The sequence below is a fragment of the Aquibium oceanicum genome (assembly GCF_001889605.1).
GTDB classification, from domain to species: domain Bacteria; phylum Pseudomonadota; class Alphaproteobacteria; order Rhizobiales; family Rhizobiaceae; genus Aquibium; species Aquibium oceanicum.
This window is the reverse complement of record NZ_CP018171.1, coordinates 2026405-2051413: the sequence shown is the minus strand read 5'-3', so window position 1 is coordinate 2051413 and position 25009 is coordinate 2026405. Positions and strand designations below refer to the sequence as shown.

At 63.7% G+C, this 25009-nt stretch carries 24 protein-coding genes; 17 read left to right on the top strand and 7 right to left on the bottom strand.

Going from position 1 to position 25009, the window contains the following annotated elements; translation table 11 throughout:
- Position 1: 1 nt before the first annotated feature.
- Positions 2–1630: a bifunctional 3-(3-hydroxy-phenyl)propionate/3-hydroxycinnamic acid hydroxylase MhpA gene (gene mhpA / locus BSQ44_RS10125; protein ID WP_157894571.1), complete on the bottom strand. Its 1629-nt coding sequence runs from the start codon at positions 1628–1630 to the stop codon at positions 2–4.
- A gap of 147 nt (positions 1631–1777) precedes the next feature.
- Between mhpA and BSQ44_RS10120 the strand changes: the two genes are divergently transcribed.
- Positions 1778–2488 (top strand): TetR/AcrR family transcriptional regulator, encoded by a 711-nt coding sequence (locus tag BSQ44_RS10120; RefSeq protein ID WP_072603625.1) that lies wholly within the window; start codon positions 1778–1780, stop codon positions 2486–2488.
- Here BSQ44_RS10120 and BSQ44_RS10115 read toward each other — a convergent pair.
- Both BSQ44_RS10115 and BSQ44_RS27485 read right to left on the bottom strand, forming a co-directional pair.
- Positions 2478–2720 (bottom strand): hypothetical protein, encoded by a 243-nt coding sequence (locus BSQ44_RS10115; RefSeq protein ID WP_072603622.1) that lies wholly within the window; start codon positions 2718–2720, stop codon positions 2478–2480. The two genes, BSQ44_RS10120 and BSQ44_RS10115, sit on opposite strands and share 11 nt — an antisense overlap.
- A gap of 1435 nt (positions 2721–4155) precedes the next feature.
- Positions 4156–4431, bottom strand: coding sequence for a transposase (locus BSQ44_RS27485; RefSeq protein WP_235633419.1), 276 nt, complete (start codon positions 4429–4431; stop codon positions 4156–4158).
- 606 nt (positions 4432–5037) lie between these two features.
- Here BSQ44_RS27485 and BSQ44_RS10095 point away from each other — a divergent pair.
- From BSQ44_RS10095 to BSQ44_RS10065, 7 genes are all read left to right on the top strand, one after another.
- Positions 5038–5592: a flavin reductase family protein gene (locus BSQ44_RS10095; RefSeq protein ID WP_235633382.1), complete on the top strand. Its 555-nt coding sequence runs from the start codon at positions 5038–5040 to the stop codon at positions 5590–5592.
- A gap of 163 nt (positions 5593–5755) precedes the next feature.
- Positions 5756–6199, top strand: a complete 444-nt coding sequence (locus BSQ44_RS10090) for a RidA family protein (protein ID WP_072603614.1) — start codon at positions 5756–5758, stop codon at positions 6197–6199.
- Between the two features lie 68 nt (positions 6200–6267).
- Positions 6268–7359 (top strand): LLM class flavin-dependent oxidoreductase, encoded by a 1092-nt coding sequence (locus tag BSQ44_RS10085; protein ID WP_072603612.1) that lies wholly within the window; start codon positions 6268–6270, stop codon positions 7357–7359.
- A gap of 267 nt (positions 7360–7626) precedes the next feature.
- The gene (locus BSQ44_RS10080; RefSeq protein ID WP_072603610.1) at positions 7627–8169 is read left to right on the top strand and encodes an NADPH-dependent FMN reductase; all 543 of its coding nucleotides are present in this window, start codon (positions 7627–7629) and stop codon (positions 8167–8169) included.
- Positions 8170–8267: 98 nt separating this feature from the next.
- On the top strand, positions 8268–9032 hold the full coding sequence (locus BSQ44_RS10075; protein ID WP_072603607.1) for an ABC transporter ATP-binding protein: 765 nt from the start codon (positions 8268–8270) through the stop codon (positions 9030–9032).
- A complete protein-coding gene (locus tag BSQ44_RS10070) occupies positions 9029–9862 on the top strand; it encodes an ABC transporter permease (protein ID WP_072603605.1) in 834 nt (277 codons plus the stop codon). Before BSQ44_RS10075 ends, BSQ44_RS10070 begins: the two co-directional genes overlap by 4 nt.
- Positions 9863–9896: 34 nt before the next feature.
- Positions 9897–11009 carry an ABC transporter substrate-binding protein gene (locus BSQ44_RS10065; protein WP_083534670.1) on the top strand — a complete coding sequence of 371 codons (1113 nt, stop codon included), beginning with the start codon at positions 9897–9899 and terminating at the stop codon, positions 11007–11009.
- Positions 11010–11994: 985 nt separating this feature from the next.
- On the opposite strand, the gene BSQ44_RS10060 is transcribed toward BSQ44_RS10065, so the two are convergent.
- From BSQ44_RS10060 to BSQ44_RS10045, 4 genes are all read right to left on the bottom strand, one after another.
- On the bottom strand, positions 11995–12855 hold the full coding sequence (locus BSQ44_RS10060) for an alpha/beta fold hydrolase (protein WP_072603603.1): 861 nt from the start codon (positions 12853–12855) through the stop codon (positions 11995–11997).
- A 12-nt stretch (positions 12856–12867) separates the two neighbouring features.
- Positions 12868–13542: a GntR family transcriptional regulator gene (locus tag BSQ44_RS10055; RefSeq protein ID WP_162276737.1), complete on the bottom strand. Its 675-nt coding sequence runs from the start codon at positions 13540–13542 to the stop codon at positions 12868–12870.
- Between the two features lie 93 nt (positions 13543–13635).
- Complete coding sequence (locus BSQ44_RS10050) at positions 13636–14616, bottom strand: aldo/keto reductase (protein ID WP_072603599.1); 981 nt, start codon at positions 14614–14616, stop codon at positions 13636–13638.
- On the bottom strand, positions 14613–15344 hold the full coding sequence (locus BSQ44_RS10045; protein ID WP_072603597.1) for a GntR family transcriptional regulator: 732 nt from the start codon (positions 15342–15344) through the stop codon (positions 14613–14615). The genes BSQ44_RS10050 and BSQ44_RS10045 overlap by 4 nt, the downstream gene beginning before the upstream one ends.
- 138 nt (positions 15345–15482) lie before the next feature.
- Between BSQ44_RS10045 and BSQ44_RS10040 the strand changes: the two genes are divergently transcribed.
- The 9 genes from BSQ44_RS10040 to BSQ44_RS10000 all read left to right on the top strand — a co-directional run bounded on the left by BSQ44_RS10040 (position 15483) and on the right by BSQ44_RS10000 (position 25000).
- A complete protein-coding gene (locus BSQ44_RS10040; protein ID WP_157894570.1) occupies positions 15483–16271 on the top strand; it encodes an alpha/beta fold hydrolase in 789 nt (262 codons plus the stop codon).
- A gap of 3 nt (positions 16272–16274) precedes the next feature.
- Entirely contained in the window at positions 16275–16667 is a 393-nt protein-coding gene (locus BSQ44_RS10035) for a carboxymuconolactone decarboxylase family protein (protein WP_072603581.1), read from the top strand.
- Complete coding sequence (locus tag BSQ44_RS10030; protein ID WP_072603579.1) at positions 16664–17287, top strand: amino acid synthesis family protein; 624 nt, start codon at positions 16664–16666, stop codon at positions 17285–17287. The genes BSQ44_RS10035 and BSQ44_RS10030 overlap by 4 nt, the downstream gene beginning before the upstream one ends.
- A 65-nt stretch (positions 17288–17352) precedes the next feature.
- Positions 17353–18882: an ABC transporter substrate-binding protein gene (locus tag BSQ44_RS10025; RefSeq protein ID WP_157894569.1), complete on the top strand. Its 1530-nt coding sequence runs from the start codon at positions 17353–17355 to the stop codon at positions 18880–18882.
- Between the two features lie 84 nt (positions 18883–18966).
- Entirely contained in the window at positions 18967–19908 is a 942-nt protein-coding gene (locus BSQ44_RS10020; protein ID WP_072603574.1) for an ABC transporter permease, read from the top strand.
- Positions 19909–19937: 29 nt separating this feature from the next.
- Positions 19938–20723: an ABC transporter permease gene (locus BSQ44_RS10015; RefSeq protein ID WP_157894568.1), complete on the top strand. Its 786-nt coding sequence runs from the start codon at positions 19938–19940 to the stop codon at positions 20721–20723.
- A gap of 13 nt (positions 20724–20736) precedes the next feature.
- Complete coding sequence (locus tag BSQ44_RS10010; protein ID WP_072603572.1) at positions 20737–22494, top strand: hypothetical protein; 1758 nt, start codon at positions 20737–20739, stop codon at positions 22492–22494.
- On the top strand, positions 22494–23255 hold the full coding sequence (locus BSQ44_RS10005; protein WP_072603570.1) for a hypothetical protein: 762 nt from the start codon (positions 22494–22496) through the stop codon (positions 23253–23255). Before BSQ44_RS10010 ends, BSQ44_RS10005 begins: the two co-directional genes overlap by 1 nt.
- Entirely contained in the window at positions 23252–25000 is a 1749-nt protein-coding gene (locus BSQ44_RS10000; RefSeq protein WP_072603567.1) for an ABC transporter ATP-binding protein, read from the top strand. The genes BSQ44_RS10005 and BSQ44_RS10000 overlap by 4 nt, the downstream gene beginning before the upstream one ends.
- Positions 25001–25009: the final 9 nt, after the last annotated feature.

Sequence of the window (25009 nt, the reverse complement as noted above, 5' to 3'; positions counted from 1 at the left end):
GTCACTGCGCTCCCGCCGTGGAGGTCATGGCGTCGAGGAGCGGGCCGTCTGGGGAAACCGGCCCGAGGGGAATGTTCAGCGCATCGCGCAGCCGTCCGACGAGCGGAGCGAGAGCGGCCTCGTCGGCAGCCGTGCCGAAGATGTAGAAGTCCGGCCGGATCAGGACCGCGGTCGCACCAAGTTCGTTGAGCCAGCGGCTGTAGACGCCTTCGATGTCGTCGAGTTCATCGAGCCCCAAGGCGACTGTCCCGATCGAGCGAAGGAAAGCCACGTCGTCTCCGGAGAGCCGGTCCAGAGTCCGGCTACTCCGCGCAAGCAGAAGGAAACCGTTGCCGTGGACGTCGTCGAAGAGCCGGACGCCGTCGCCCGTGCCGATGGCCCCCTGCACACCCAGTTGCCCGGCGGCCGGATCTTCCTCGACGAGGAGACCCGGCCCGAGCGGCGGTCGCGGCTGGGGAGGAGACTGGTAGCCGGGGGTGTTGCGGGCGGCGATCATCTCGCGGTCGCGCTCGGCGGCCTGCGCTGCATCGGTGATGCAGATCACGTTGCCGAGTTCGATGGAGAACTCGATCATGGTCTTCACATGGCCGATGCGCTCCGGTCCGTAGCTGTCGAGCAGGCGGTCGGACGCGATGCCGCGGAGGATCAGGTCGAGCCGCCAGGCAAGCGCGTTGGCGTCGCGCATACCGCTGCACATTCCCTGGCCTGCGAAGGGCGGCATCAGATGGGCGGCGTCGCCCGCGAGCACGGCGCGGCCCTTTTGCCACCGCGTCGCCCAAAGCGCCCGGAAGGTGTAGACGGCATGACGCTCGAGCTCCGCCGTGTCCGGGTTCATGCCCCAGGGCTCGAGCAAGCTCCAGGCCTTCTCCGGCCGGTTCATCGTGGCCGGCGTCTCACCCGGCAGCAGCATGAATTCCCAGCGCCGCCGCTTCGGACCGCCGGGAACGACAGTGGTCGGCCGCGCAGGATCGCACAATTGCCAGGTCTTGGGAAACCACTCCCGCTCGACCCTGGGCAGGACGTCGACCACGAGCCAGTCGAAGGCAAAGCCGAGATCCTCGACTCCTACGCCGAGACGCTCGCGCACGAGGGAATTGGCGCCGTCTGCGCCGACCATGTAGCGCCCCGAGATCGTGTCGGTCTCGCCGGTCGCCGTCCAGATCCCGTCGTGCACGGTGCCTCTCACCAGATCGACCCGCACCCGATCGCCGTCGTCCTCGAAGGCGGTCGCGCCCCATCCCCGCAGAACGGTGATTTTGTCGGACGCCCTGACATGGGCATCGAGAACCGCCTCCAACTGCGGCTGCGAGAACATGTTCGATTCCGGCCAGCCGCTGGAGCCCCGGCCGCGCCAGTCCAGCATCAGCAGGAGTTCTCCGCCGGCGTTTCGCCATTCGTATGTGTCGATGCCTTCGGTGATATTGCTGACGTCGTCGACGACGCCGGCCGCCTGGAGGATCCGGGCCACCTCGTGGTCGAAATGCACCGCGCGCGGAAGCGGGTAGAGATTGGGCCAGCGCTCCACGACGACGACGCGGTGCCCCTTGCGGGCAAGCAACAGCGAAAGCAGCTGGCCGGTCGGGCCATAGCCGATGATGACGACGTCGGATATCGCGCCGGACGATGGCACTGGAATTCTCCTCCCTCGCGGCGAACTCGTCTCCCGTCGGGTCCGCATGATTGGAGGCTAGTTCATAATGAACAGTTTTGTCAATATGAACCCCATGTCTATATTGACACCGAAACCCACCCCATCCGGCAAGACGACGGAAACAGCATGCGGCCTACTGCCCGATCCGACGAAACGACCATCGACGAGGCCGGTAACGCCGACCATCGCACGCGCAACGGGATGGTCCGGCGCGAACAGACACGCCGCAAGCTGATGGCCGCGGCCGTCGCGGTGTTCTCACAGAAGAGCCCGGATGCCGCCTCGATCGACGACTTCATCGCGCAGGCCGGCGTGTCGCGCGGGACCTTCTACAACCATTTCCGCTCGACCCACGAACTTCTGCAGGCCGTCAACGCCGCCGTGTCGGACGGCGTGCTGGAGGTCATCGATAAGATGGTGCTGACCTTCGACGATCCGCTGGAACGGATCGCCGCGGGTTGTCTCGCCTACATGTCGCTCGCGATCGAGAACCGGGCATGGGGGCGCTTCATCGTCCAGGTTGGGACCCAGGGCGAGGCGGGCGGCAAGCTGGTCGATGTCTATTTGCCGCGCGACATCGAGATGGCTGCAGCCAACGGGGACTTCCGGTTCTCCGCCATGCAGGTCGCGCATGACGCAATCCTGGGCGGCCTCGTCCGAAGCATCCAGTCCGTCATCCTGGGCAGGACGCAGCCCGACCATGTGCGCGAGACGCTGATGGTCGCCTTCGTCGGCCTCGGCGTGGATGCCGAGCGGGCGCGGCGCGTCTGCTGGATGGAGGTGCCGAAGCTGCCGATCTCGGGCGATTCCGACTTCTCGGCGCTGATCAGCGAGTGAGCGGGCGCTCGCGGCGTCCGATCCGCGCGAGCAGGCCGGCCAGCGCAAGCAGCACGACGCCGATCGTTAAAAGCGCCCATAGCCAACTCGAAAAGCCGCCGCTTCGGTCGGACAGCAGCCCGATCGTCGTCGGGCCGAGGACGCCGCCGGTCTCGGCCGCGACGAAGAACATGCCGTCGAGCAGGCCGTGCCGCTGCCTGTCTATTCCGAGCAGGTCCAGCAGGAGAAGCATCACGATGGCCGTGACCGACGTGCGCGTGATCCCGAGCAGGACGAGCGAGACTACAAGCGCTTGCCCGCCGGGAGGAGCAGCAGCAGGCGGGGGACCGCCATGCCGGCGAAGATGAGTGCGATCAGCACCAGACGGCGGCCGGCCACGGCATAGCGCGACACACTAGCGATCCGACGATGCCGACGATCTGGGTGAGCGACGACCATCTCCCCGCCTCCGCCGGCGGAAGCCCCTTGGTGCGCTGAATCTCAGGCAGCCAGTTGTTGACCCCATGATTGACCAGGAAGATGGAGTGCGCCCCTGCTGGTGGACAGATCGGCTTGAGGAATTGACCAAGCTTGTCGGGTTCTCAAAAAGGGAACCCATGGCAAGATATCGCACTCACCGCGTCGAATCTAATCGGCAGGTCGCGCAGGAATATCTGTCAGGCGAGACGTTTCACGCTTTGGCGAAACGGCACGACGTCACCCGCAACCTGATTCCTGTCTGGGTACGTAAGAATGAGCAAGGCGCCTTCGATGGCGATGCGGGGGCCGCCGACCATATCCAGGAATACGAGGCCAGGATCGTACAACTGACAGCGATCATGACGGCCCGATCTTCCCCCCGAGCGAAAACGAGGCAGGCGAACCACAGGGCTTCGCCGCTCAGGGGCTCCGATGGTCCGAGGTGTACGATGCCGTCCCGGCCCTGCCCAAAGGCGGCATAGATCGCGTTGAGCAAGGCGTTGAGGCGCCCGGCCATGATGTGGTCGAGATCCGCGCCCGTGATGACTGTCGGCGCCTACAGGCCGCGACGAGCAACGTGCGGGGCCAAGAATACCACGCCGAGGTGCAACGAAGCAGCCTGTCCGCGCCTACTTCCGCGCTTTTCAGCAAGGATCCCGGACATCGGCCGCAAATCGAAATCTCCGTAGTCAACACTGTAGCCTGCGGGTTCCTGCATGAAAGGCTTCCGTACGCGTGCCGGCACCCGAAACCCTTCACCATCCGGGTCGTTCAGCTGTCACTGAAGATAGCGCGAACGATGCCATTGCTAGCCGTCCACCTTCGGGCGGGATTGGGGCCGTATCCGGACGGTCCGGTTATGGGAAAGGCGTAGCGGTAAGCTGCCGTTCAGCGGCTGCCTCGTGAGGCAATGTTTGCCCCGTCCGTCAACGAAACCATTGTGGCCGTTCGACCAGTCCACCCGCTGCTCCAATCTTGCCATACCTTTGACTCGCGACAGGCGGCTGGGCCCGAAGCAAGATGGTGTCTCACGACGTTCTCTAATCGCTTGTGTCAACTGGCCCCTTTCTTGTCGTTGATGCAGCGCTTGCAGGGCTCACGGTTTTCTCATGGGCATCGGAGACGACCAGCTTCACGCTGCGCCGGCCTCTGCGTGTGAGCTTTCAAAGGAACTCTGTCCAGGACGGCTCGGCCTCCGAAGTGCCGATCTAAATGCCCAGCACCTCTCGGCGGCCGTCGGTGTTGACGACGACCGAGACGATGCGCCCGCCGCGCCGAGCCTCGAGATAGGTTGCGTCAATCCACAAGTATGGCCAATCACCCTCGATGGGCCGTTCGAGGAACGCCTTCACCTTGCCGTCAATCTCCTCGCACAGGCGCGACACCTGGCTCTTGCAGACGCCGCTCGGCACATGGCCTTGACGAGGTCGTCGACCGAGCGCGTCGAGACCCTGGACATACGCTTCCTGGATGACAGTCGTCAGCGTCTTCTCCGCAATGGGGCGCGGCTCCAGGAAATCTGGAAAATAGGAGCCCTTCTTGAACGCAACTTGACGGTGCCGGCCCGCGTCTCGCAGTCCCGGTCGCGTTAGCCGTTGCGCTGGGCCGCCCGGAGCGGGCTCTTCTCGCCCGAAAGCCTCCGCGTTCGCGCGGGCCGTCGAACTCGAACACGTCGATCCACCTCCACATTGCGATATGCACGTGCATCAGTATGGCCGGAAACGGTGTTGACGGGGCGGGGCAGCCGATGCTACTTTTTTCTTACGCGGCGCTAAGCGTCGCTGACATCATGCCGAGCCAAAAGAACTTGGCGTTGGTGTCGCCGGGCCAAAAGACCCCGGTGTTGTGAGACACGCTGCTGTCTGCACGCGCCGAGATTTGTGGTCTATGCTGGCCCCTGTCCCTTCCGTCTGCAGATTCGCGATCGTCTCATCTTCTGTCCACGCTGTTGGGAGTCGGGATGGCACTCGGATTGTCCACTGTCGTCGTGCAGGCGGCGGCCGACCAGTATTCCAGGGCCCTGTGACGCATGGCGACTTTCGTCGCGGCGATGCCGCTCGCACCAATCCAGCCAGCATAGAGAGATCGACGTGTCCAGCAGCACTTCCCGGATTCCTCTGTCCGAATATGCCCGTCTCAATGCGAGAGAGCCCGTCGATCTCAGACGTTTTCGTGATTCGCTCGGTTTGTTCGCGTCGGGGATAACCGTGATCGCGGGATATGATGGGGAGCCGTTGGGGTTTACCTGCCAGTCGTTCTACAGTGTCTCTGTCGATCCGCCTCTGGTTTCATTCAGTGTCATGGCGACATCCTCGTCCTATCCTCGAATCCGGGAAACCGGCAAATTCTCCGTCAATGTCCTCTCGAAGAGGCAACAGGCGATCTCCAACCGGTTCGCCCGGAAGGGGAGCGAGAAATGGGCAGGCGTCGCCTGGACGACGGCCGCTACGCAAAGCCCGGTAATCGACGGCGCCCTCATGTGGCTGGATTGCGAGATTCGCGCCGAACACGCCGCGGGAGACCACACCATCGTCATTGGCGAAGTGCTTGCCACTGGATTGAACGACGGCAAGGACGCCGAACCGCTCCTGTACTACAGAGGCAGCTATCGGCATCTGAGCAAGCCGGACGGGTCTGCCGCATGAGCTCGCATCGACTGAGACTGGACAAGGCAAGTCCGCAACGGCGGGGGCTGCCGTGAGAAAATGCACGTCTCGTCCGCGATCCATATCGCATGTCGTTGGGCACCTGCCGCCTGTGGCGTCCAGGCTGAAAACGGCCACTTCCTGTACATTCGGAGAATGAAACATGACTGCACCGCTGTTCATAGCCGACGAGCGACACTGGGACGAAACCAAGCCGATGTGCCATCTCGTGAAGGCTGGCGATTTCGTCTGGCTTTCGGGCATCGTCGCTTATGACGAACACGGAAAGGTGGTTGGCGCTGGCGACATCCCCGCTCAGGCGCGCCAGATATTCACCAACATGCAGAGGCGCCTGGGGCTGGTCGGCTGCGATCTTAAATCCGTCATCCGGCTGACGACCTATCTCACGACGCCCATGACCGACATGACCTTCACCCGGCAATATTGGGAGGTCAGGCAGGAGTTCTTTGGCAACCATCGCCCTGCGAGCACCGGCATACAGGTGGCAGCCCTCATGCTGCCTGAATTGCTAGTCGAGGTCGACGCCGTTGCGTATGCCCCCGACGCGGTTGCGGGCCCCGAAGCTCGGCTCCTCTCCGGGAATTGACAACCGCTGTCCTCCCTCTGCAGGGTCAATGACCGGTTTCCAGGCATCCATTCCATGAGCAGCAAAACATGACAAAAACGATCGATGTCGGCGTCTTCATCCCGGTTGGCAATCATGGCTGGATCCACTCCACCAACTCGCCCGACGTGGAGGACGGGTCATTCGCGCGCGTCCTCGACGTGACCCGAAGCGCGGAGGCGCTCGGCTACGATTTTGTGCTCAGTCCCGGGATCTGGCGAGGTCGCAAGGGTCCGTCCGAGCACTGGATGCGTTCGCTCGAATCCATGACGACCTCTGCGGCGCTGCTCCAAGCGACCTCAAGGATCGGGGTTTTTGCAACGATCCATATGACCGTCTACCAACCCGCCATCATCGCCAAGATGATGACGACGCTCGATCAGATCGCTCCGGGCCGCGTCGGACTCAACCTCGTCACCGGTTCAAGCTACCTCGACCTGTCGCATGTCGGGCTCTGGCGCGACGGTCTCAATCACGACGAACGCTACGATCTGGCGGACGAGTGGACGCAGGTCGTCAAACGCCTCTGGACGGAAAAGGTCGTCTCGCATCGGGGAAAGTTCTTCGAGCTCCAGGATGCCACCATGGGTCCCAAACCGTCTCGCATGCCGCCCCTCGCCAATGCCGGCGCATCGGGACGCGGTTTCCGATTCGCCGTCGAAAACTGTGACATCGCCTTTATCGGATCCGGCGAGGAGCCGAAATACCTGGAGTTGGGGCGTCAGGCAAAGGCGATGGCGAAGCAGATGGGCAAGGTGGATCTCAAGGTCTACGGGTTGGTGACTTTGATCCCTGGCGCCACCGACGAGGAGGCGCAGGCGCGCGCGGACCATTTCAACGAGGGTGTGGACCTCGAATGCCTGGCGGACATTGCGCTGGGCTACGACATGAATCCTAACGTCAAGGATGTCAGCGCAGCATCCCGCAGGCTCGCCGGAGAGGGAAGAGGAAAGGCGTTTTCCTCGGGTGCGATGATCGGATCCTACGAATCCCTATCAAAGCGGCTTGCTCGCGTCGTCCTGGAAAGCGAACTCGACGGCGTGATCCTTATCGTCCCGGACTATATCGCTGATCTTGATGCGGTGGCCCGTGAGACCCTGCCGCGGATGGCCGAACATGGCGTCGCGTGCCGAGTCGCGTAAAAAACGCCAAGCCGTACAGGAAGCAACATGGTCTTGTTGACGAACCGCGGCAGCCGATGCTAGCTTTTTTTCAATGCGGCGCCTGTCGCCGCTGACGCCATGCCGAGCCAAAAGAACTTGGCAATGGTGTCGCCGGGCCAAAAGACCCCGGTGTTGTGAGGCACGCCGATGTCTGCACGCGCCTAAAGTCGTGGTCCTCGATCTATGGCTCTCTGCACGCGGATTCCGGCGGCGGCTCACCTCCTGTTAACGCTGCGTGGAGTCGTGATGACGTTCAAATTGTCAATAGTCGTCGGCAATCCCAAGCCCAGATCACGAACCCTCAAAGTGGCCGAGACATTGGCGGACAAGCTGTTCGGTCATATCGTCCAGCGCGCCGACGTGATCGACCTGGCGGACTATCGCGACGAGGTGCTGACCTGGCCGAGCGACCGGATGGACGCGCTGAACGCCAGGGTCGCAGGCAGCGACGTCGTCATCTTCGCCTCGCCGACCTACAAGGCGACCTATTCCGGCCTGCTGAAGGTGTTTCTCGATCGCTATCCCGCCAACGGGCTGAGCGGCGTGACCGCAATACCGCTCCTGACCGGTGCGGACCAGAACCATGCTATGGGCGCGACGGTGAACCTTGCGCCGCTGTTGGTCGAGCTTGGCGCGGTGGTGCCGGGAGGGGGCTTCTACTTTGTGATCAGCCAAATGGACCGCATCGACGACATCGTGCAGGCAGCCGCCGACCAGTACGCCGGGAATCTGCGGCGCATGGCCAAGGTTGCCGACGCATTGCAAACCACGGCAAGCCATCCCGTTTAGCGGGTCGAGAGTGAGCCGCCTGGCGCAAAGGTGACACCGAAGCCAATGGGTCAGCAATACCGGATGCACAACGCCCCACCATCAACAGGGAAGCCTTGGTGATTTCAGTCAGCAGCCTGAACAAGACGTACGCGACGCAGGAAGGAGAGCCGATCTACGCTCTTTCCGATGTCAATCTGGAAATCGCTCAGGGCGAATTCGTCACCGTCGTCGGGCCAAGCGGCTGTGGCAAGACCACGCTTCTCAAGATCCTCGCCGGCATCCTGAACAAGTCGAGCGGCAGTATTCTCGTCAACGGAAGCCCGATCGAAGGACCGAGCCGCGAGCTCGGCGTGGTTTTTCAGGAGCCGCTCCTGCTCCCGTGGCGGACCATTCTCCAGAACGTCCTTGTTCCCGCAGAGATTCAGGGGCTGGACCGCACCACGTCCACAGCGTCTGCGAACCAGTTGCTGCGCCTTGTCGGACTTGAGGGATTTGCGCAAAAATATCCGAAGGAACTGTCGGGCGGCATGCAGCAGCGTGTGGGGATTGCCCGCGCGCTCGTGCATGATCCGAGCTTTCTCCTGATGGACGAACCGTTTGGCGCCCTGGATGCGATGACGCGTGAGCAGATGAATCTGGAGCTTCTGGACATCTGGGCAGCGAACCGGAAGACGGTCATGCTTATCACGCACAGCATCGCCGAAGCCGTGTTCCTGGCGGATCGGATCGTGGTGATGAGCCCGAGGCCCGGCCGGATCACCGAGATCATCGATGTCGACCTGCCGCGACCCCGCAATCTCGACATGATCAATTCCGACTCTTTCGGCATCTATGTGAAGCGGGTGCGCGCGCATTTCGGATCGCAAGGGGTGTACGCATGACCGAAGTTTCGCTGCCGGACGAACGTGGCGCCCGGGTTTTCAGGGCCGTGAAGCTGCGCCCGGAGGTCAGTCTTTCCCTTCTTTTGTTCGTCGCCATCATCGTGGTGTGGGAAGGCTCCGTCCGGCTCTTCGACATCGCGACGATTATCGTGCCGCCGCCATCGGCAATCGTGAAGGCGTTGTGGCTGAACCTCAACACGCCGCGCTTCTACTACCATTTCGGAGTGACGCTCTGGGAGATTCTCGCCGGTTTCGCAATCGGCACCGTGGTCGGACTGGTCATCGGGGTTTCCATCGGGCAGTGGAAGATTCTCGAAAAGACGATCTATCCCTACGTCGTCGCTCTGCAGACCGTTCCGAAGGTCGCCATCGCTCCCATGATCATCATCTGGTTCGGCTACGGACTCACGTCCAAGATCGTGATTGCGGCGCTCATCGTGTTTTTCCCCGTCGTCGTCAGCTGCATCGCGGGCATGAACGCAGCGTCCCGTCAGCAGACCGACATGCTGCGGGCCTTTACCGCGACCCGCTGGCAGATTTTCCGGATGGTGAAGCTACAGACCGCCCTGCCCTACATTTTCGCCGGTCTCGACATCGCTGTCGTGCTGGCCGTCATCGGCGCGATCGTCGGCGAGTTTATCGGGTCGCAGGCGGGGCTGGGCAACATTCTCCTGCAGAAGAACTTCACGATGGATACGGCGGGAAGTTTCGCGGTCCTGATCGTTCTCTCGGCGATCGGAATCGTGCTGCACAAGATCGTAGAGACGATCAGAAAACGCGTGATTTTCTGGCAGGACCGGGAGGACTCGCATCTGAGCGAGGCGACATGATCACTTCAATGCAGTGTGAAGAAGGAAAGACAACATGACTTCCGGCATCAAGACGAAATCTCTTAAAGGCCTGGCGCTTGCGCTGAGCACATTCGCTGCCAGCATCCCGTGGAGCCAGGCAACCGCTCAGGATGCGCTCGAGAACGTCAGAATCGCAATCGCGGGCACGAGTTTCCTCGACATCAGCTATTTCCCACTGCTTCTTCCGAGCGCGCTCGGCTATTGGGAAGAGGAAGGCTACAAGGCCGAGGTCTTCCCGATCAGCGGTTCGTCGGAAGCCGCACAGCAGCTTGCCGCGGACAATATCGACTTCGCCCAAATGGCCGGTGCCTCGATCATTCTGGCAAATGCGCAGCATTCGGTGCCGATCCGCACACTCATCACGAACTTTGCCTTGGGATGGGGCGTCGCGGTCAAGAAGGACGGGCCGATCAAGTCCGCCGCCGATCTGAAGGGCAAGAACATCGGCATCGTAAGCGTCTCCACCGGTGGCGTGTCGCTGGTGAAGTCATTCGTAAGAAAGAGCGGCTTGGACCCCGATACCGACGTCACAATGATCGCAACGGGCGTCGGCGCGCAACCCTTGCTGGCTCTCCAGAACGATCAGGTGCAGGCTCTGATGTACTGGTCTTCCGCGCTGGTCGGATTTCAGAGCATGGACCCGAACCTCACAATCCTCAAGGACCCGGCATGGGCGGAACTGCCGGACTATTCGTTCGCGACAAGCCAGAAGGTGATCGATGAGAAGCCCGCTATGGTCGAAGGGATCAGCCGGGGGATAGCCAAGGCCATGGTCTTCGCTGCCGCCAATCCCGACTGCGTGCGTCAACTGCAATGGAAGTTCTATCCGGATTCCAAGCCGACCAATGTCGATGAAGAGACGGCCATCGCGAACGATCTGGCCAAGGTTTCCATCCTGCTCGAGGATCAGGCCCTCGCCTCCAAGCTTAACCCGAACGGGCTCGTCGCGGGCGCCAGCGCGGAAGCCATGGGCAAGTATCAGGACTTTCTCGTCGAATACGGTATCCTGACCGAGAAGGTGGATCCTGAGACCTTGGTCATACCGGACAGTCTCGCGTTCTTTACGAAGATCAATGATTTTGACAGCGCCGCGATCGAGGCTGACGCGAAAGCCTGCGACTACTGACGACTGGGGCGCCGGGGAAGAAGCCGGCGCCCAAAACCATGATCAGCAGGGCGGGCGTGTCGGGTCCTCAAATCTCGTCATCGGCCGCGGGACAAGTCCGATTACCGGATTTATCGTGCCGGGGTGCCGCCTCTGAGAGACCGCTTCCGGGCTTTCCGGCGCAGCGGCCAGTGCTCAGCGCCACCGCATCATCCATAAGACAACAAGAAATCCGTCCGCAGCCGGATCGGGAGCATGCTCTTGCGGGGGCAGATGGCCGACCACATGGGGTTCAAAAACTTGCGCCGAACTAATCGGCTGGCGCTCCGCTACTCCACAGGAATGTTGGCTTTCATGAAGTCTAAAGCGTTAGTCGAGCGGCTGAATTGGGGGGCGATTCCTTCCCTTCCCGGGAAGCGCGCGCAGACTTAGTAGGATAGCATATCATGGGACCGTTGCGGGGCCGTCTGCTGACAGTCGGGTTCTGGCAGAGAACGTGAGAAATCCGACGCTCGGCCAACGACCCCTTCCGGTTGCCGAGTTCGATCTGGTCGGACCTTGTTCCTTTCCTCTCTGCCCTCCGTGTCGACACGCAAGCAATTGCGGCGACACACGTGGGACTGGGCTCACGCCGCCTTTCCTCTCAACGCCACATATCGCATCGCGGGCGAGCTGAGGGACAGCTTCGGCTGCAACGAACGCCTCATCTCCTCGAAGGCCGACCATTCGGCGGCGTCCGGGAGGGACGGGCCGCCATGCCCTGAAGGGCAGAAGCAACCAACCCAACCGTTTTTCTGACCCAGGACACCACCATATCTCCCCTCCGGCACCCGGTGCGCGATGGCAGGTATCTGGTGAGCCTTGCGTACTCTTCTATGGCCGTAAGGGGCGCGCTTTGCCGAATGTTGGTCCGGGGTGCATTCGGTCGGTCACCCGACGGCCAGCCTGAGACGGAATAATAGGTTCCGGCAACACTCCCACCGGCGGCGGTCGACTGCAGTCGATTTCAACTTGCCGCCCCTAGCCACATTGCCAACATCGCGTTGAACGCGCGCGGCCTGTCGATCATGAGCATATGTGCTGCATCCGCGAAGACATGCATGTCGGCCTGGGGGGCTCGCTCGAGAAGTTTGAGGCCGCGCGAAACCGGAACCGTGGCGTCGCGCCCGGACCAAGCAAGCAGCAGCCGGGCCCGCATCTCGCCCAGAAATGGCAGAAGGTGTTCTTCCTGGACGCGGGTGTAGTCGCTGTCGCCCCTTAGCAGGGCCGCGTCCTTGAACCTTTCGAGCTGGCCGCGACGGCGCGCCAGACGGTAGTTTTCCTTCATGATATCAATGAACGTGGGCGGGTTCGTCAGGCTGAGAGCCGCATTGGTTCGCAGGAACGCCTCTTCCGTCTCGCATCCTCCGAGCACGTCGTAGGCCTGGGCGGCGGCGCTTTCCCAGGCCCGGTCCAGGTCTCCGCCCAGACGCGGCGCGGTTGCGCCGCTGCTTGCGACGACGACATTCGATACGCGCCCCGGGTAGTCCAGGGCGAGCATGGCGGCGATGAAGCCTCCCTCAGAGTGGCCGACCAGAGAGCAACGCGCGACGCCGAGGGCGTCCATGAAGGCGGCGACATGGTGGCGCCTTTCAAGCCGGGGCACATGATGTCCATCGGCCGCGACGTCCGTCAGGCCGAAGCCGACGAGATCGGGTGCCAGTACCCGGTAGTGCTTCGCGAGGGCCGGGATCGTCAGATGCCAGGTCGACCAGGCGTCGATCGCCAGGGACGAGCCGTGAAGCAGGATGACCGTCGGTCCGCTGCCGGCTTCGAAGTAGCGGGTACGCAGCCCACCGGCGATAACATAGCGTTCGTCGACGTGCATGATGCAGTGCCCTCAGGACAGCTCGCCGGTGCGTCGGATCATGCTCATCGCGAACTTGGCAGCCTGCTGGACGTGCTTCCTGGCGAGCCGCTCGGCATCCTTGCCGCGTCGGTTCAGGAGGCTGTCGATCAGAAGCTGGATTTCCTCCTGCGAGGCCTTTCGCCTTTCGCCGCTCGATAGCGAGATCATGCGAAGCTGCGATGCCCGCATGTGTATGCTGCGTAGCATCCGTTCGGCCTCCGCATTGTCGGCGCCTGCGATAAGCACGTCGTAGAGCCGGTTCTTGGCGGCGATCAGTTCGCGCGCGGCGCCGGCTTCGTAGGCCGCCATGAGCTCGACGTTCACGGCACGGCACCGTTCGATATGCTCGTCGGTGGCGCGCTCGCAGAACAGCCGGCACACGAGCGCCTCCAGTGCCTCGCGCACGTCGAATATCTCCTGCGCGATCTTGGGGTCCACGACCGATACGATCAGCCCGCGATTGGGCAGATTGGTCAGCAGCCCCTCGTTCTCTAGCTCGCGCATCGCCTCCCGCAAGGAGGTGCGCGAAACCCCCATACGCTCGCACAGCACACGTTCGATCATACGCTCGCCCGGGGCGAGCTCGCCGAGGACGATCGCGTTGCGGAGCGTTTCAGCCACCTGCGTGCGCAGGCGCGGCGGCACGGCTACCCGTAGATCGAACACGGCGAGATTGCTCCTCCAAATGGCGTCCGGCATCTTGGCCCGACCCGCATCAGCGGGCACCGCTCCGTCCCGTGTGGCGGGTGTCGTCCATGCTCAATGTCCCGCTCCCGCGAGGGGCCTTGCCTCGTAAGCCTGATCGATGGCCGAGACATGCTCGGGTTCGAGTACGATGTCCAGAGCGGCGACCGCCTCGTCCACCTGGTTTACCGATGTGGCGCCGAAGATCGGTGCGTGGACGCCGGGGCGGCCAAGCGTCCATGCAAGAGCGACCTGGGCCGGGGTGCTGCCGATGCGGGCCGCTACATCCGCGACGGCCTCCCGGACCGCATGGTCGTTCGCCCGGCCATAGATCTTGTGCATGTAGTCATCGCTTCCCGTCCTGGCCGTCGCGTGTTCGGGATCGCGGCGATCCGCGGCCAGGAACCCGCGCGCCATCGGGCTGAACGGCACGACCGCAAGACCTTCGTGGCGGCAATAGGGGAGCAGCTCCCGCTCGCACTCGCGATGCGCGGGATTGTATTCGCACTGCATCGACAGGAAAGCGGGGATCCCTCGCGCCTTGGCCTTCTCCCTGCACCGAACGAGCGCCCATGTCGGCATTGTCGTGACCCCGACGTAGAGCGCCTTGCCGCTGCGGACGATATCGCCCATGGCTTCGACCAGTTCGTCGAGATCCGCCTCCTTGTCCCAGATATGCGTCTGGAACAGATCGACATGATCCGTTCCAAGCCGTGCAAGGGAATCATCGATCGCCCGGAACAGGTGCTTGCGCGAGTAGCCGCGAGCATTGCAGTGATCCGACATGGGGTTGCCGGCCTTGGTCGCGAGCACGAAGCTGTCACGCGGCTGCTGTTTTACCAGCGTCTGGCCGAGGACGCGCTCGCTCTCGCCTCCCGAATAGAAGTCGCACGTGTCGAAGAAGTTGATGCCGTGGTCCAGCGCTCGTGAGACTATCGGGGCCGCAGCTCCTTGGTCGAGGACCCAGGCCCTCCAGGCGGCTGAGCCGAAACCCATGGCGCCGAGGCCGAGACGCGACACCTTCAGATTGCTGTTGCCCAGCCTCACGTAGTTCATTCTTCATGCTCCATGTTCTTCGTTCCGGCCCCTTGGCCATCCTCTCGGCCGAGGTCGCGCAGGACCGATGTGGCGAAGGCGGCGGACCGCTCGATGTAGCTGCGGGTGCGGCTGTCGGCGAGATCCGCGTCGCGGCGGCGGAGGGCGTCGAGGATGCCCTCGAGCAACGCCATGCTCTCGCGCCGGCGTTCCGCGGAGGCGACGCGTGACGTGACGGTGCGCAGATAGGTCACCCGCGCGCGAAGCACCGACGCCATCTGGCGCAGGATATCGTTGCGGGCGCAGTTCATGATCATGTCCGACACCGCGTCGAGGTTCTCGGCGTGGAGACGCGCACGGTCAGGGTCGCAGGTCTTCCCGGCTTCTTCGACGCGCCGCGACAACTCCTCGATTTCGTCCTCCGTGGCGCGCTGGACGAAAAGCCGCGCCATCGCGGACTCGATGACGGCCCGCGCCTCGTAGATGCTCAAGGCCTCCTTCTCCGAGAGCCGCGTCACGACCATGCCCTTGCCGGGCACGCGTGTAACCAGACCTTCCGCCTCCAAGGTGCCGAGCGCCTCGCGGATGCTGGTGCGGCTGACGCCGGTCAGCTCTGCCAGCTTCCTCTCCACGAGTTGCTCGCCGGGCAGGAAAACGCTGTTGAGCAGCGCCTCGCGAAGCGACGCGGTCGTCTGGTCCCTGAGCGTGGCCGGCTCCTCGACCATCCACGTCATCGTGCTCTCAGTCATCCACTTCCTCGTGAAGGAGTAGGGGCGAGTGGCTCGCCCCGATGTCCCTTAAACATAATCCAGCAGTGGTCGATTGACCACCGCTTGTGTGTTGGTATACCATACGACAATACGATGCGAATGGAAAGAGCGGCACGGGTGCGCACAACCGACGGTCTGATCAATTTCGAACGTTCCGGACGGGGCAGCCCCCTGGTCCTCATCCACGGAGTCGGCGCCAGCCTGCGCAGCTGGGACGACGCCTGCGGTGCTCTGGAATCCGACTTCGACATCATCCGTCTCGATCTGCGTGGGCATGGCGCCTCGGCTCCGATCCGCGGCGAATACTCGATCGACAGGTTCGCCGCAGACGTTGTGGCCGTGATGGACGAGACCGGCATCTCGCGGGCCGACCTCGTCGGCTTCTCGCTGGGCGGGCTGATCGCCCAGAGGCTCGCCGTCGGCTGGGCCGGGCGGTTCAGCCGGGTGGTCCTTCTCTCGGCGGTTGCGGGCCGCACGCGGGAGGAGCGCCAGAAGGTCGTCGCCCGGCTGGACATGATCCGCCAGGGCGGCATCGAGACCGTTCTCGGAGCAGCGCACAATCGCTGGTTCACGGAGGCGTTCGCGCGGGCTCATCCGGAAGTCATCGAGCAGCGGATGGACGAGCTCCGGCAGGTGGACCTTGAGTCCTACCTGGAAGCCTATCGTGTCTTCGGTCAGACGGAACTGGTCGACACGCTTCACGCGATAATGCAGCCCACGCTGGTGATGACTGGCGAGTTCGACCAGGGCTCAAATGTCCGGATGGCCGAGACGATGCACCAGCTCATTCCGAACTCGGAACTGCGCATTCTTCCGGGGCTGAAGCACAGCGTCCTCGTCGAGGCGTCCGCGCAGGTTTCCGGGCATATCCGCAAGTTCCTGAAGAAGCCAGGCGAGGAGGCCTGACCCATGAACGAGACTTTGTACGATCGAGGGTTGGAGCGCCGGAAAGCGACGCTCGGGGCCGAATACGTCGAGGGTGCGCTAAGCAGGGCGACCGAGTTCTCGAAGGACTTCCAGTCCTTCATCACGGAGTATTGCTGGGGGAAGGGATGGGGCGACGACCGGCTCGATGCCAGGACCCGCAGCATGCTCAACATCGTCATGATCGCGGCGCTCAACCGGATGCACGAATGGGAGCTTCATTTCAGGGGCGCCATCCGCAATGGCGTGACGCGCGACGAGCTCGATGCGCTGATCACCCATGTCACCATCTATTGCGGCGTGCCGGTGGGGGTTGAGTGCCATCGCATCGCCAACCGGGTCTTCGCCGAGCTCGCGGAAAAGAAGCCCGCGGCATGAACGAGGTGGTGATCCGCAAGGTCGTCGACTACGTGGAGGATACGCTCGTCGAAGGAGGGCGACCGGCGCCCGCGAGGCTGCGCATGGCGGCAACCGCCGCCGTCATCCGGAATCCTTGGGCCGGAATGGCCTTCGTCGATGATCTTCAGCCGCAAATCCTGGCGCATGCCAGGGTCCTGGCGGATGCGATCGTGCCGCGTCTGGTGGCCCTGATGAGCGGCCCGGCGGGCATCGAAGCCTTCGGCAAGTGCGCGGTCACCGGCACCCAGGGCGAGATCGAGCACGCCGCCGGACTGATCCACACACTGCACTTCGGCAACGTGTTCCGCATCGCGGCCGAAGGCGATTCCTTCCTTTCCTTCACCAACAAGCGCGCGGGACCCGGAACGGCGCTCACGATCCCGATGACGCACAAGGATTCGGAGCGGAGGGGGGCGCGCTCGCACTTCCTGACGATGGAATTCGTCATCCCCGACGCGCCCGGTCCCGACGAGATCGTCGTGGCGCTCGGTGCATCGAGCGGCGGGCGTCCACATCAGCGCATCGGCGACCGCGTCAACGACATGAAGATGATGGGAGTCGACCAGGCCGGCCGCCCGTTGCCGGCCCTCGGGGGATGAGGACCAACGGGCCAACAAGACGGCGAGTTGCCGGCGAAGATGAACCGAACCAGCAGGAGAACATCATGAACAGACGACAGTTAATGTCCGCCGTGAGTGCCTTGATCCTCACCGCTTCGATGTCGACGGGCGTCCTCGCCCAGGAATCGAAGCCCGTGGAAGGCGGGACGCTCAACATCGGCTTCATAAGCGACGTGCGTACCCTCGATCCGATTCAGTCGACGCAGTGGACAGAACGCCAGATTCTGTTTCTGATCTTCGACACGCTTGTCGAAATCGAGCCGGACTTCTCTCTGAAGCCCCGACTCGCCAAAAGCTGGGAATTCTCGGACGGCGGCAAGAAGCTGGTTTTGAAACTGCAAGAGGGCGTCAAGTTCCACGACGGCTCACCGTTCAACGCCGAAGCGGTGAAGTGGAATCTCGACACCAGACGCGACCCGGACGGCACGTCTTCGCAGAAGAAGCAGCTCGATGCGATCGAAGACGTCGTGGCGACTGACGAGCACACCGTCACGATCACGATGAAGATGCCCTATCCTCCGCTGCTGGCGTTGCTCGCCGATCGCGCCGGGCTGATGGTCTCCCCGGCCGCCGCGAAGGAGTTTGGCGAGGACCTCGGCTCGAACCCCGTCGGCACCGGACCCTTCACGCTCGACAAGTGGACGCGCGGATCGCGCATCGACCTTCAGAAGAACCCGGAATTCTGGCAGGACGGGCTTCCTCATCTCGACGCGGTCACATTCAACGACATTCCTACCAACGTCGTCGGCATCCAGCGCATGTCCGTCGGAGAGCTGGATTTCATCAGCCAGCTCGACCCGCTCGACGCGCGCCTGGCAAGCGCCAGCCCCGACATCGAGATGGTCAAGTCGAAGAGCGGGCTCTGGTACTCGCTGCAGTGGAGATGGGACGTCGAGCCCTACAACAACCCGGAACTGCGCAAGGCAGTCGCGTACGGCCTCAACCGTGAGCGGCTCAACCAGATTGTGTGGGATTCGAAGGGTACCGTTTCCAACGGCGTCACGCCGGACGGCCTGTGGTGGACGCCCAGCGAACTGGCGACCTACGAATACGACCTCGAAAAGGCCCGCCAGATCGTCAAGGACGCTGGCCTGGAGGGCACCACGCTGACGCTTGCGGCGCCGAGCGGCGACACCCTGCGCCGCATCTCGGAGCTGGCGAAGGAGGACCTCGATGCCACCGGGCTCAAGGTCGAGCTCGCGCCGGTGCCGCAGAGCGAATACTACGCCAAGACGGTTGCCGGCGAGATCCGCTTCACGCCGATGCGGTGGACGCAGCGGGCCGATCCGGACGGGCTCATCCAGTATCTCTTCGCCAGCAAGGGCGGGGCCAACTCGTCGGGTTACAATAACGAGCAGGTCGACAGCTGGATCGAGGAGGCCCGGGTCTCCACCGACCAGGCTGCCCGCAAGGAGCTCTACGACAAGATCCAACTCCAGATTTCGGAGGACATGCCCTACATGCCGATCGGTTTCAGCGCGGAATTCTATGCGATGCGCAAGGCGGTCGGCGGCTTCACGCCGATGCCCGACGAAATCCCGCGCTTCCGCTACATGTGGAAGTCGCAGGATTGAGACAGCGGGCCGCGGCTCCGTGCCGCGGCCCACTCCCGGGACCCGAACAGCCCGACCGCCGCAGCGTCCTCTTCCGAGAGCCACATGGTAGCCCTGATCCTTTCCCGCGTCGCCATCATGGTGCCCAACGTCATTCTGCTGACGTTCCTGCTTTTCGCCGCGGTCACGTCCTTCCTCGGCACGCCGGCGGCCATCATGCTGGGCGAGGAGGCGTCTCCCGAGACGATCGCGGAATTGAACGCCAAGCTTGGCTTCGACCAGCCGCTCCCGACGCGATACTGGGAGTGGATGACGAACGCCCTGGCGGGCGATCTGGGACGTTCCTACACGACCCAGCAGCCGGTGGCGGAGATGATCGCCAATGCGCTTCCGCTGACGCTGGAACTCGCGCTCTGGGCGATCTTCCTCGGTTTCTGCGGTGCCGCGCTCATCAATTCCCTCACCATCTTCAGGACGTTCTTCCAGACGTTCACTGCGGCGGTCAGCATCATCGGGATCACGGTTCCGAACTTCCTGCTGGGCCTGCTCTTCATCTACGTCTTCGCCATCCAGCTTCGCTGGCTCCCGACGACCGGCTGGTCGCCGTGGAGCGACGGCGCGTTGCGGCATCTGACGTACATGATCCTGCCGGTCATGACGCTGACCGCATTCTACTTCAGTTCATTCACGCTCGTGTACAAGGCGGAATACGAGGCCGTCCGAAACAACCTCTTCATCCGCGCAGCGCGGTCGAAAGGGCTGTCGGAAACGCGCATCTCCTACCGGCACATCCTGCCGAACAGCATCCTGCCGTTGATCACCTATGCCGGCCTCTCCCTGGGACAGCTCGTGGGCGGGGCCGTCGTCACGGAAACGGTGTTTTCCATGCCCGGCATGGGAAGGCTGCTCGTCTCGGCGATTTCGGCTCGCGATTTCCCGGTCATGCTCGCGGTCGGGATGGTCATCATCGTCGGCGTGATGATCCTCAACCTCCTTGCCGACATCACCTACAGCCTCGTCAACCCGCTCGTGCGGACATCGGCATAGGGGTGAAGATGCGACAACTTTCGCCACGTATGCTCCTCGGACTGGGCCTCCTGCTCGTCATCACCTGCGTCGCCATCTTCGCGCCGCTGATCGCTCCCCTCAGCCCCACTGCGACGAGCGTCAACGTGCTCGGGGCTCCCTCGGCCGAGAACCTGCTCGGCACCGACCAGCTTGGCCGCGACGTGCTGTCTCGCGTCATATACGGCACGCGCATCTCGTTGCAGGTCGGCGCCGCGGCGGCCGTGATCGCGGTCCTGATCGGGGGGCCTCTCGGGCTGATCGCGGGCTTCTTCCGGGGCTGGGTGGACTACCTTCTCGTCCAGGTCATCGACATCTTCATCGCGCTGCCCGGTCTGGTCCTCGCGCTGATCATCACCGCAATGCTCGGACCATCGGTCGTGAACCTTTCCATCACGCTCGGCATCGTCACCGCCCCGACGGTTGCGAGACTGATCCGCGGCCAGGTCTTCGTCGTGCGGGAGATGCTCTTCGTGGAGGCGGCGCGCGCCACGGGAGCCGGCTCGTTCTGGATCGTGCGCAAGCACATCGTCCCCAACACCATGCGTGTGGTCTGGTCGCAGCTGGCCATCAACGTGGCCTTCGCCATCTTCACCTCGGCGAGCCTGAGCTTCCTCGGCCTCGGCGTGCCTCCTCCGTCGCCGGACTGGGGCAGCATGGTCCGCGACGGCACCAGCTTCCTGTCGCTGCGGCCCATGCTCAGCCTTGGGCCGGGCGCGGCCGTCGCGCTCACCGTCTTCACCTTCTATCTCATCGGCTCGAGCATGAACGCCGCTGCCTCCTCCAAAGACCGCTAATGGAGTACCGGTAATGGGTATATCTCGCAGAGGTCCCGATCTTCCCGAATTCCTGGAGCTGAAGCTCCGCGAATTCGCGGGCGAAGACGGCATGGCGCGCGCCAGGGCATGGATGAGACCTGCCGACCAGCTCATGCGCGTGGAGACGCTGCGCCGCTTCAAGGCCTCGCGGCTGAGCTTCGCCGACATGCTGCTGCGCAAGGTCGTCCGGGAGCGCTGGCAGATCCGCCTGCTGTCCCAGGAATGCCAGGACGACGGCGCCGCCAAGTTCGTCTACCGCATCGACGCCGGACGGCACTCCTTCACCTACATCGCACGGGCCTACGCGTGGGACGGGGTCGAGAAGGTAGGACGCCGTTCCGACGGCGCCAACCGCGACATGTTCGGTGCGCTGTTCGTCGGCGTCGCCAGCGACGAGCGCATCGCACGCGAATTCGCCACCTTCGACAAAAAGTCCGAGGGCCAGATGCGGACCGATGCGGATGTCATCGGATGGACGCCGGCCAACCGCAGCAGCCGCCATTTCGATTCGGTGGTCGATGCGCTGGCGCGCGGCGAGCAGCCCGAAGGCGACGCGCTGGGCTACATCATGCGGAACGGGGGCTTCCAAAGCAGCGGCAGGAACGGGACGGTCTCCTATCCCGGGATCCCGGACGACCATCCGCTGCACCACCCCTTCTTCGCCGACCTGTTCGCGATCTATCTGGTCCGTCTCGTCTCGGTCGATCTGGTCAATGCCGTGGCGCGGACGCGCAATCCCAGTGCCGCCCAACTCGACGGCGCGCTGGCGCGGCAGCTCGGCATCGGCAACTCGTCCGGGCAGGGAATGTGCGTCGCCTTGCAGCGCTGGCCGCACTGGGTCGCAACCTGGGTCAGCGTGCGCGAGACCGCGCTCGGCTACGGCAAGAGCAGGCCGATCGAACCGCGAGGCGTCGCCATCCTGCAGGATTCGATCGACCGGACCATCCGCATCTACAGGCGAACAGACCCGCAGGTCATGGACGGTGTGGCGTCCAATGAGGCGATCATCGGCGATCTGGAGCGGATCTCATCGCTCGTTTCGCAGGATGCCGGCTTCTCCGTATGGGGCGAACTGGCCGATCACGTCGCGGCCACGATGGACGGCGAAAGTGCCGAGCAGCTCAACAGTCTCCTTCTCGATCTCGTGCCGGAGTTCTGCGACGCGATCGAGCCCTGCTTCAGGCTCGGCGCCGAGCGGCAACGCCGTTTCGAACCCGCCATGACCGTCGCCGAACTCCGCGACATCCTGAGGCGCAACTACGGCTGGGCATTGACCGCAGACCGTTCGCTCGCGGAGACGCACCAGCACTTCTGGTACCACTCCATCGACAGCGGCGAACAGCGGAGGGGCGAACGCATCATCGACCCGCACGAGAGGTTCGAATCGTTCATCGATCACGTCGGACTGATCCAGAGACTGGCCTCCGTGCTGGTCAGCCACGCGGACGATGATCGCGCGGGAGATGTCGTCCTCGAGCACCCTGACATTCACTACGCGATGTCGCGTGCGCAGTATCTCGACCGGCTGCCCTACGCCGAGATCCGCGACCCGATCGCGCACCGCGATTTCATCCCGGCCGATCTCATCCGCTTCTTCCTTGCATCCCTGGGCATCCGCGGGGCAACGCCTCTCAGCATTCGCTACGTGCGCGGTACCTTCTTCCAGGACCATCCCGTGCCGTCCGAATTTTCCAGTCCCGAGAGATCGATCCAGCCTTCTGGCCAGCGTGCGATGAGCGAGGCGCTCTGATGGACCGTATCCTATCCGTTGCCTATTCCGAGCTGACGCGCGTCCTGCCCTGGTCCCTGCGGGCGCTGGGCTACAAGTTCGGCACCGCCGATAGGGGTGCCCATCTCGCGGCTACTGCAGCAGCGATCGACCCGGCCGTGCTCGACGTGATCGCGGCAGCCAGCCCACGGCCGGAGCGGGGGCCGACCATCCAGCGCTCGTGCGAAGGGCTCCTGATCGAGTCCTCGGGCGTTTCGTTGCTCGAGACTGGACCAGTTGCGGTGGACTATCTCGCGGGCCAGGCCGACGCGTCGGTGCCGCTCACCTGCAAGATCGTGGGTGGGACCGAAACAGCGCTGCTGCCGGCCATCGTCGCCGGGGCTCAAGCCTATGGGCTGGGCTGCCTTGCCATCGTGGCGGGGGGCACTTGGCATTTCGGCTATCGGGACCAAGAGGGCAGTGTCCTCGTCGCCGGAGACGATGCGGGTGACCTCGCCGGCCTTCTCGGTGGCGGGCCGGGTTCGCATTCCGCGGCACAATCCCGCCATGACGCCGCGGGCGACGTCCGACTGATGGTGGGCAGGGAAATGGAACTCGCCTCCGTTCCGGAAGGCGCGGTGAGGCCTGCCCAGCTGGTTCGACAGGCCCAGCGTCGCGGCATCGCAGTTTCGCAGGCCACCCTGGACGCGATCTACGGCCTGGAGATGCTGACCTGGGCTCCGACTTCGGAGCGGTCGCGTTCCCAGGCGGGCTTCACTGTCACCGCGAGCCCGCAACCATGAACCAGGATGAATCCGCCCCGATCCTGGAAGTCAGCAACCTCAGCGTCGCCTTCGGCGATCACGAGGTGGTCCACGACGTCGACTTCCGCATCGGACCGAGCGAGACGCTCGCGGTCGTCGGGGAATCCGGCTCCGGAAAGAGCGTGACTTCCATGGCCGTGATGGGACTGCTCCCGGCCAATGCCACCCGCATCAGGGGATCCATCAGGCTCGAGGGCCGCGAAGTGGTTGGCGCCCCGCCGCAGGCCTTGCGCCGCATGCGCGGCAAGGTCGCCAGCATGATCTTCCAGGAGCCCATGATGAGCCTGAACCCGGTTCTGCGGGTCAGCACACAGATCAAGGAGATGCTGCGGCAGCACCGCGACCTCAGTGACCGGGAGGCCACCGAGGAGGGTATCCGCCTGTTCGACCGGGTGCGTATCCCCGACGCGCGGCGACGCTTCGAGGACTATCCGCACATGTTCTCCGGGGGCATGCGCCAGCGCATCATGATCGCGATCGCGCTTTCCTGTTCCCCCAGGCTTCTCATCGCCGACGAGCCCACCACCGCGCTCGACGTGACCATCCAGGCCCAGATCCTCGACCTCCTCAACGAGGTCCAGCGCGAGACCGGAACCTCGATCCTGTTCATCACCCACGACATGGGCGTGGTGGCCAACATGGCAGACCGGGTGATGGTCATGCGGCAGGGCCGCACCGTCGAGACCGGATCGGTGCATGACGTGTTCAAGAATCCCCGCGAGGACTACACGCGCATGCTCATCGATTCCGTGCCGCGGCTGGGCGAGGGGGCGATGCGGCCGAGGCCGGCAACCGACGTCGATCTGCCCCGGCCCGTCCTGAGCGTGCGCAACCTCGTGACGCGCTTCGATGTGCGCGGCGGCGCCTTGCGGCGCAAGGTCGGCCGCGTCCATGCGGTCGAGGGGTTGAGCTTCGATCTCCAGTCCGCGGAGACGCTGGCGCTGGTCGGTGAATCCGGTTGCGGAAAATCGACCACCGGCCGCAGCATTCTCCATCTCAATCCAGCGGATTCAGGGGAAGTCATCCTGGAGGGCAAGACGATCGAGCCGGGCAACCGCAAGGACCTGTCGGATCTGCGGCGAAATGTGCAGATGATCTTCCAGGATCCTTTCAGCTCTCTCGATCCGCGCCAGGACATCGGCTCGGCCCTGGCGGAGCCGCTGCTTTGCCACGGGCTCGCCAGCGCTGCGCAGGCGCGCGACAAGGCGCGGTACCTGCTCGACCGCGTCGGCCTGCAGGCGTCGATGATATCGCGCCTCCCGCACGAGTTCTCGGGCGGCCAGAGGCAGCGCATATGCATCGCGCGGGCCCTGATGCTCGATCCGAAGGTCATCATCGCCGACGAGGCGGTGTCGTCGCTGGACGTGTCGGTCAAGTCCCAGGTCGTCGACCTCCTGCTCGACCTGCAGGACGAACTGAAGCTTTCCTACCTCTTCATCAGCCATGACATTGCGATCGTCGAGCGTGTCAGCCACCGGGTGGCGGTGATGTATCTGGGCGAGATCGTCGAGGTGGGACCGACGAAAGACGTCCTGGCCCGACCGAAACACCCCTACACGCAGAAGCTCATGTCGGCGGTTCCCGATCCCGAACCTGCGGCGGACCGTCACCGGCGGATCGGCGGGCCGACAATCGATCTGCCATCGCCGCTCCGGCCCCTCGACTACGTTCCGCCGGCGCGGACGATGCGGGAGGTCGGCGTGGACCATTTCGTGTCCGAATGACCGGGCCCG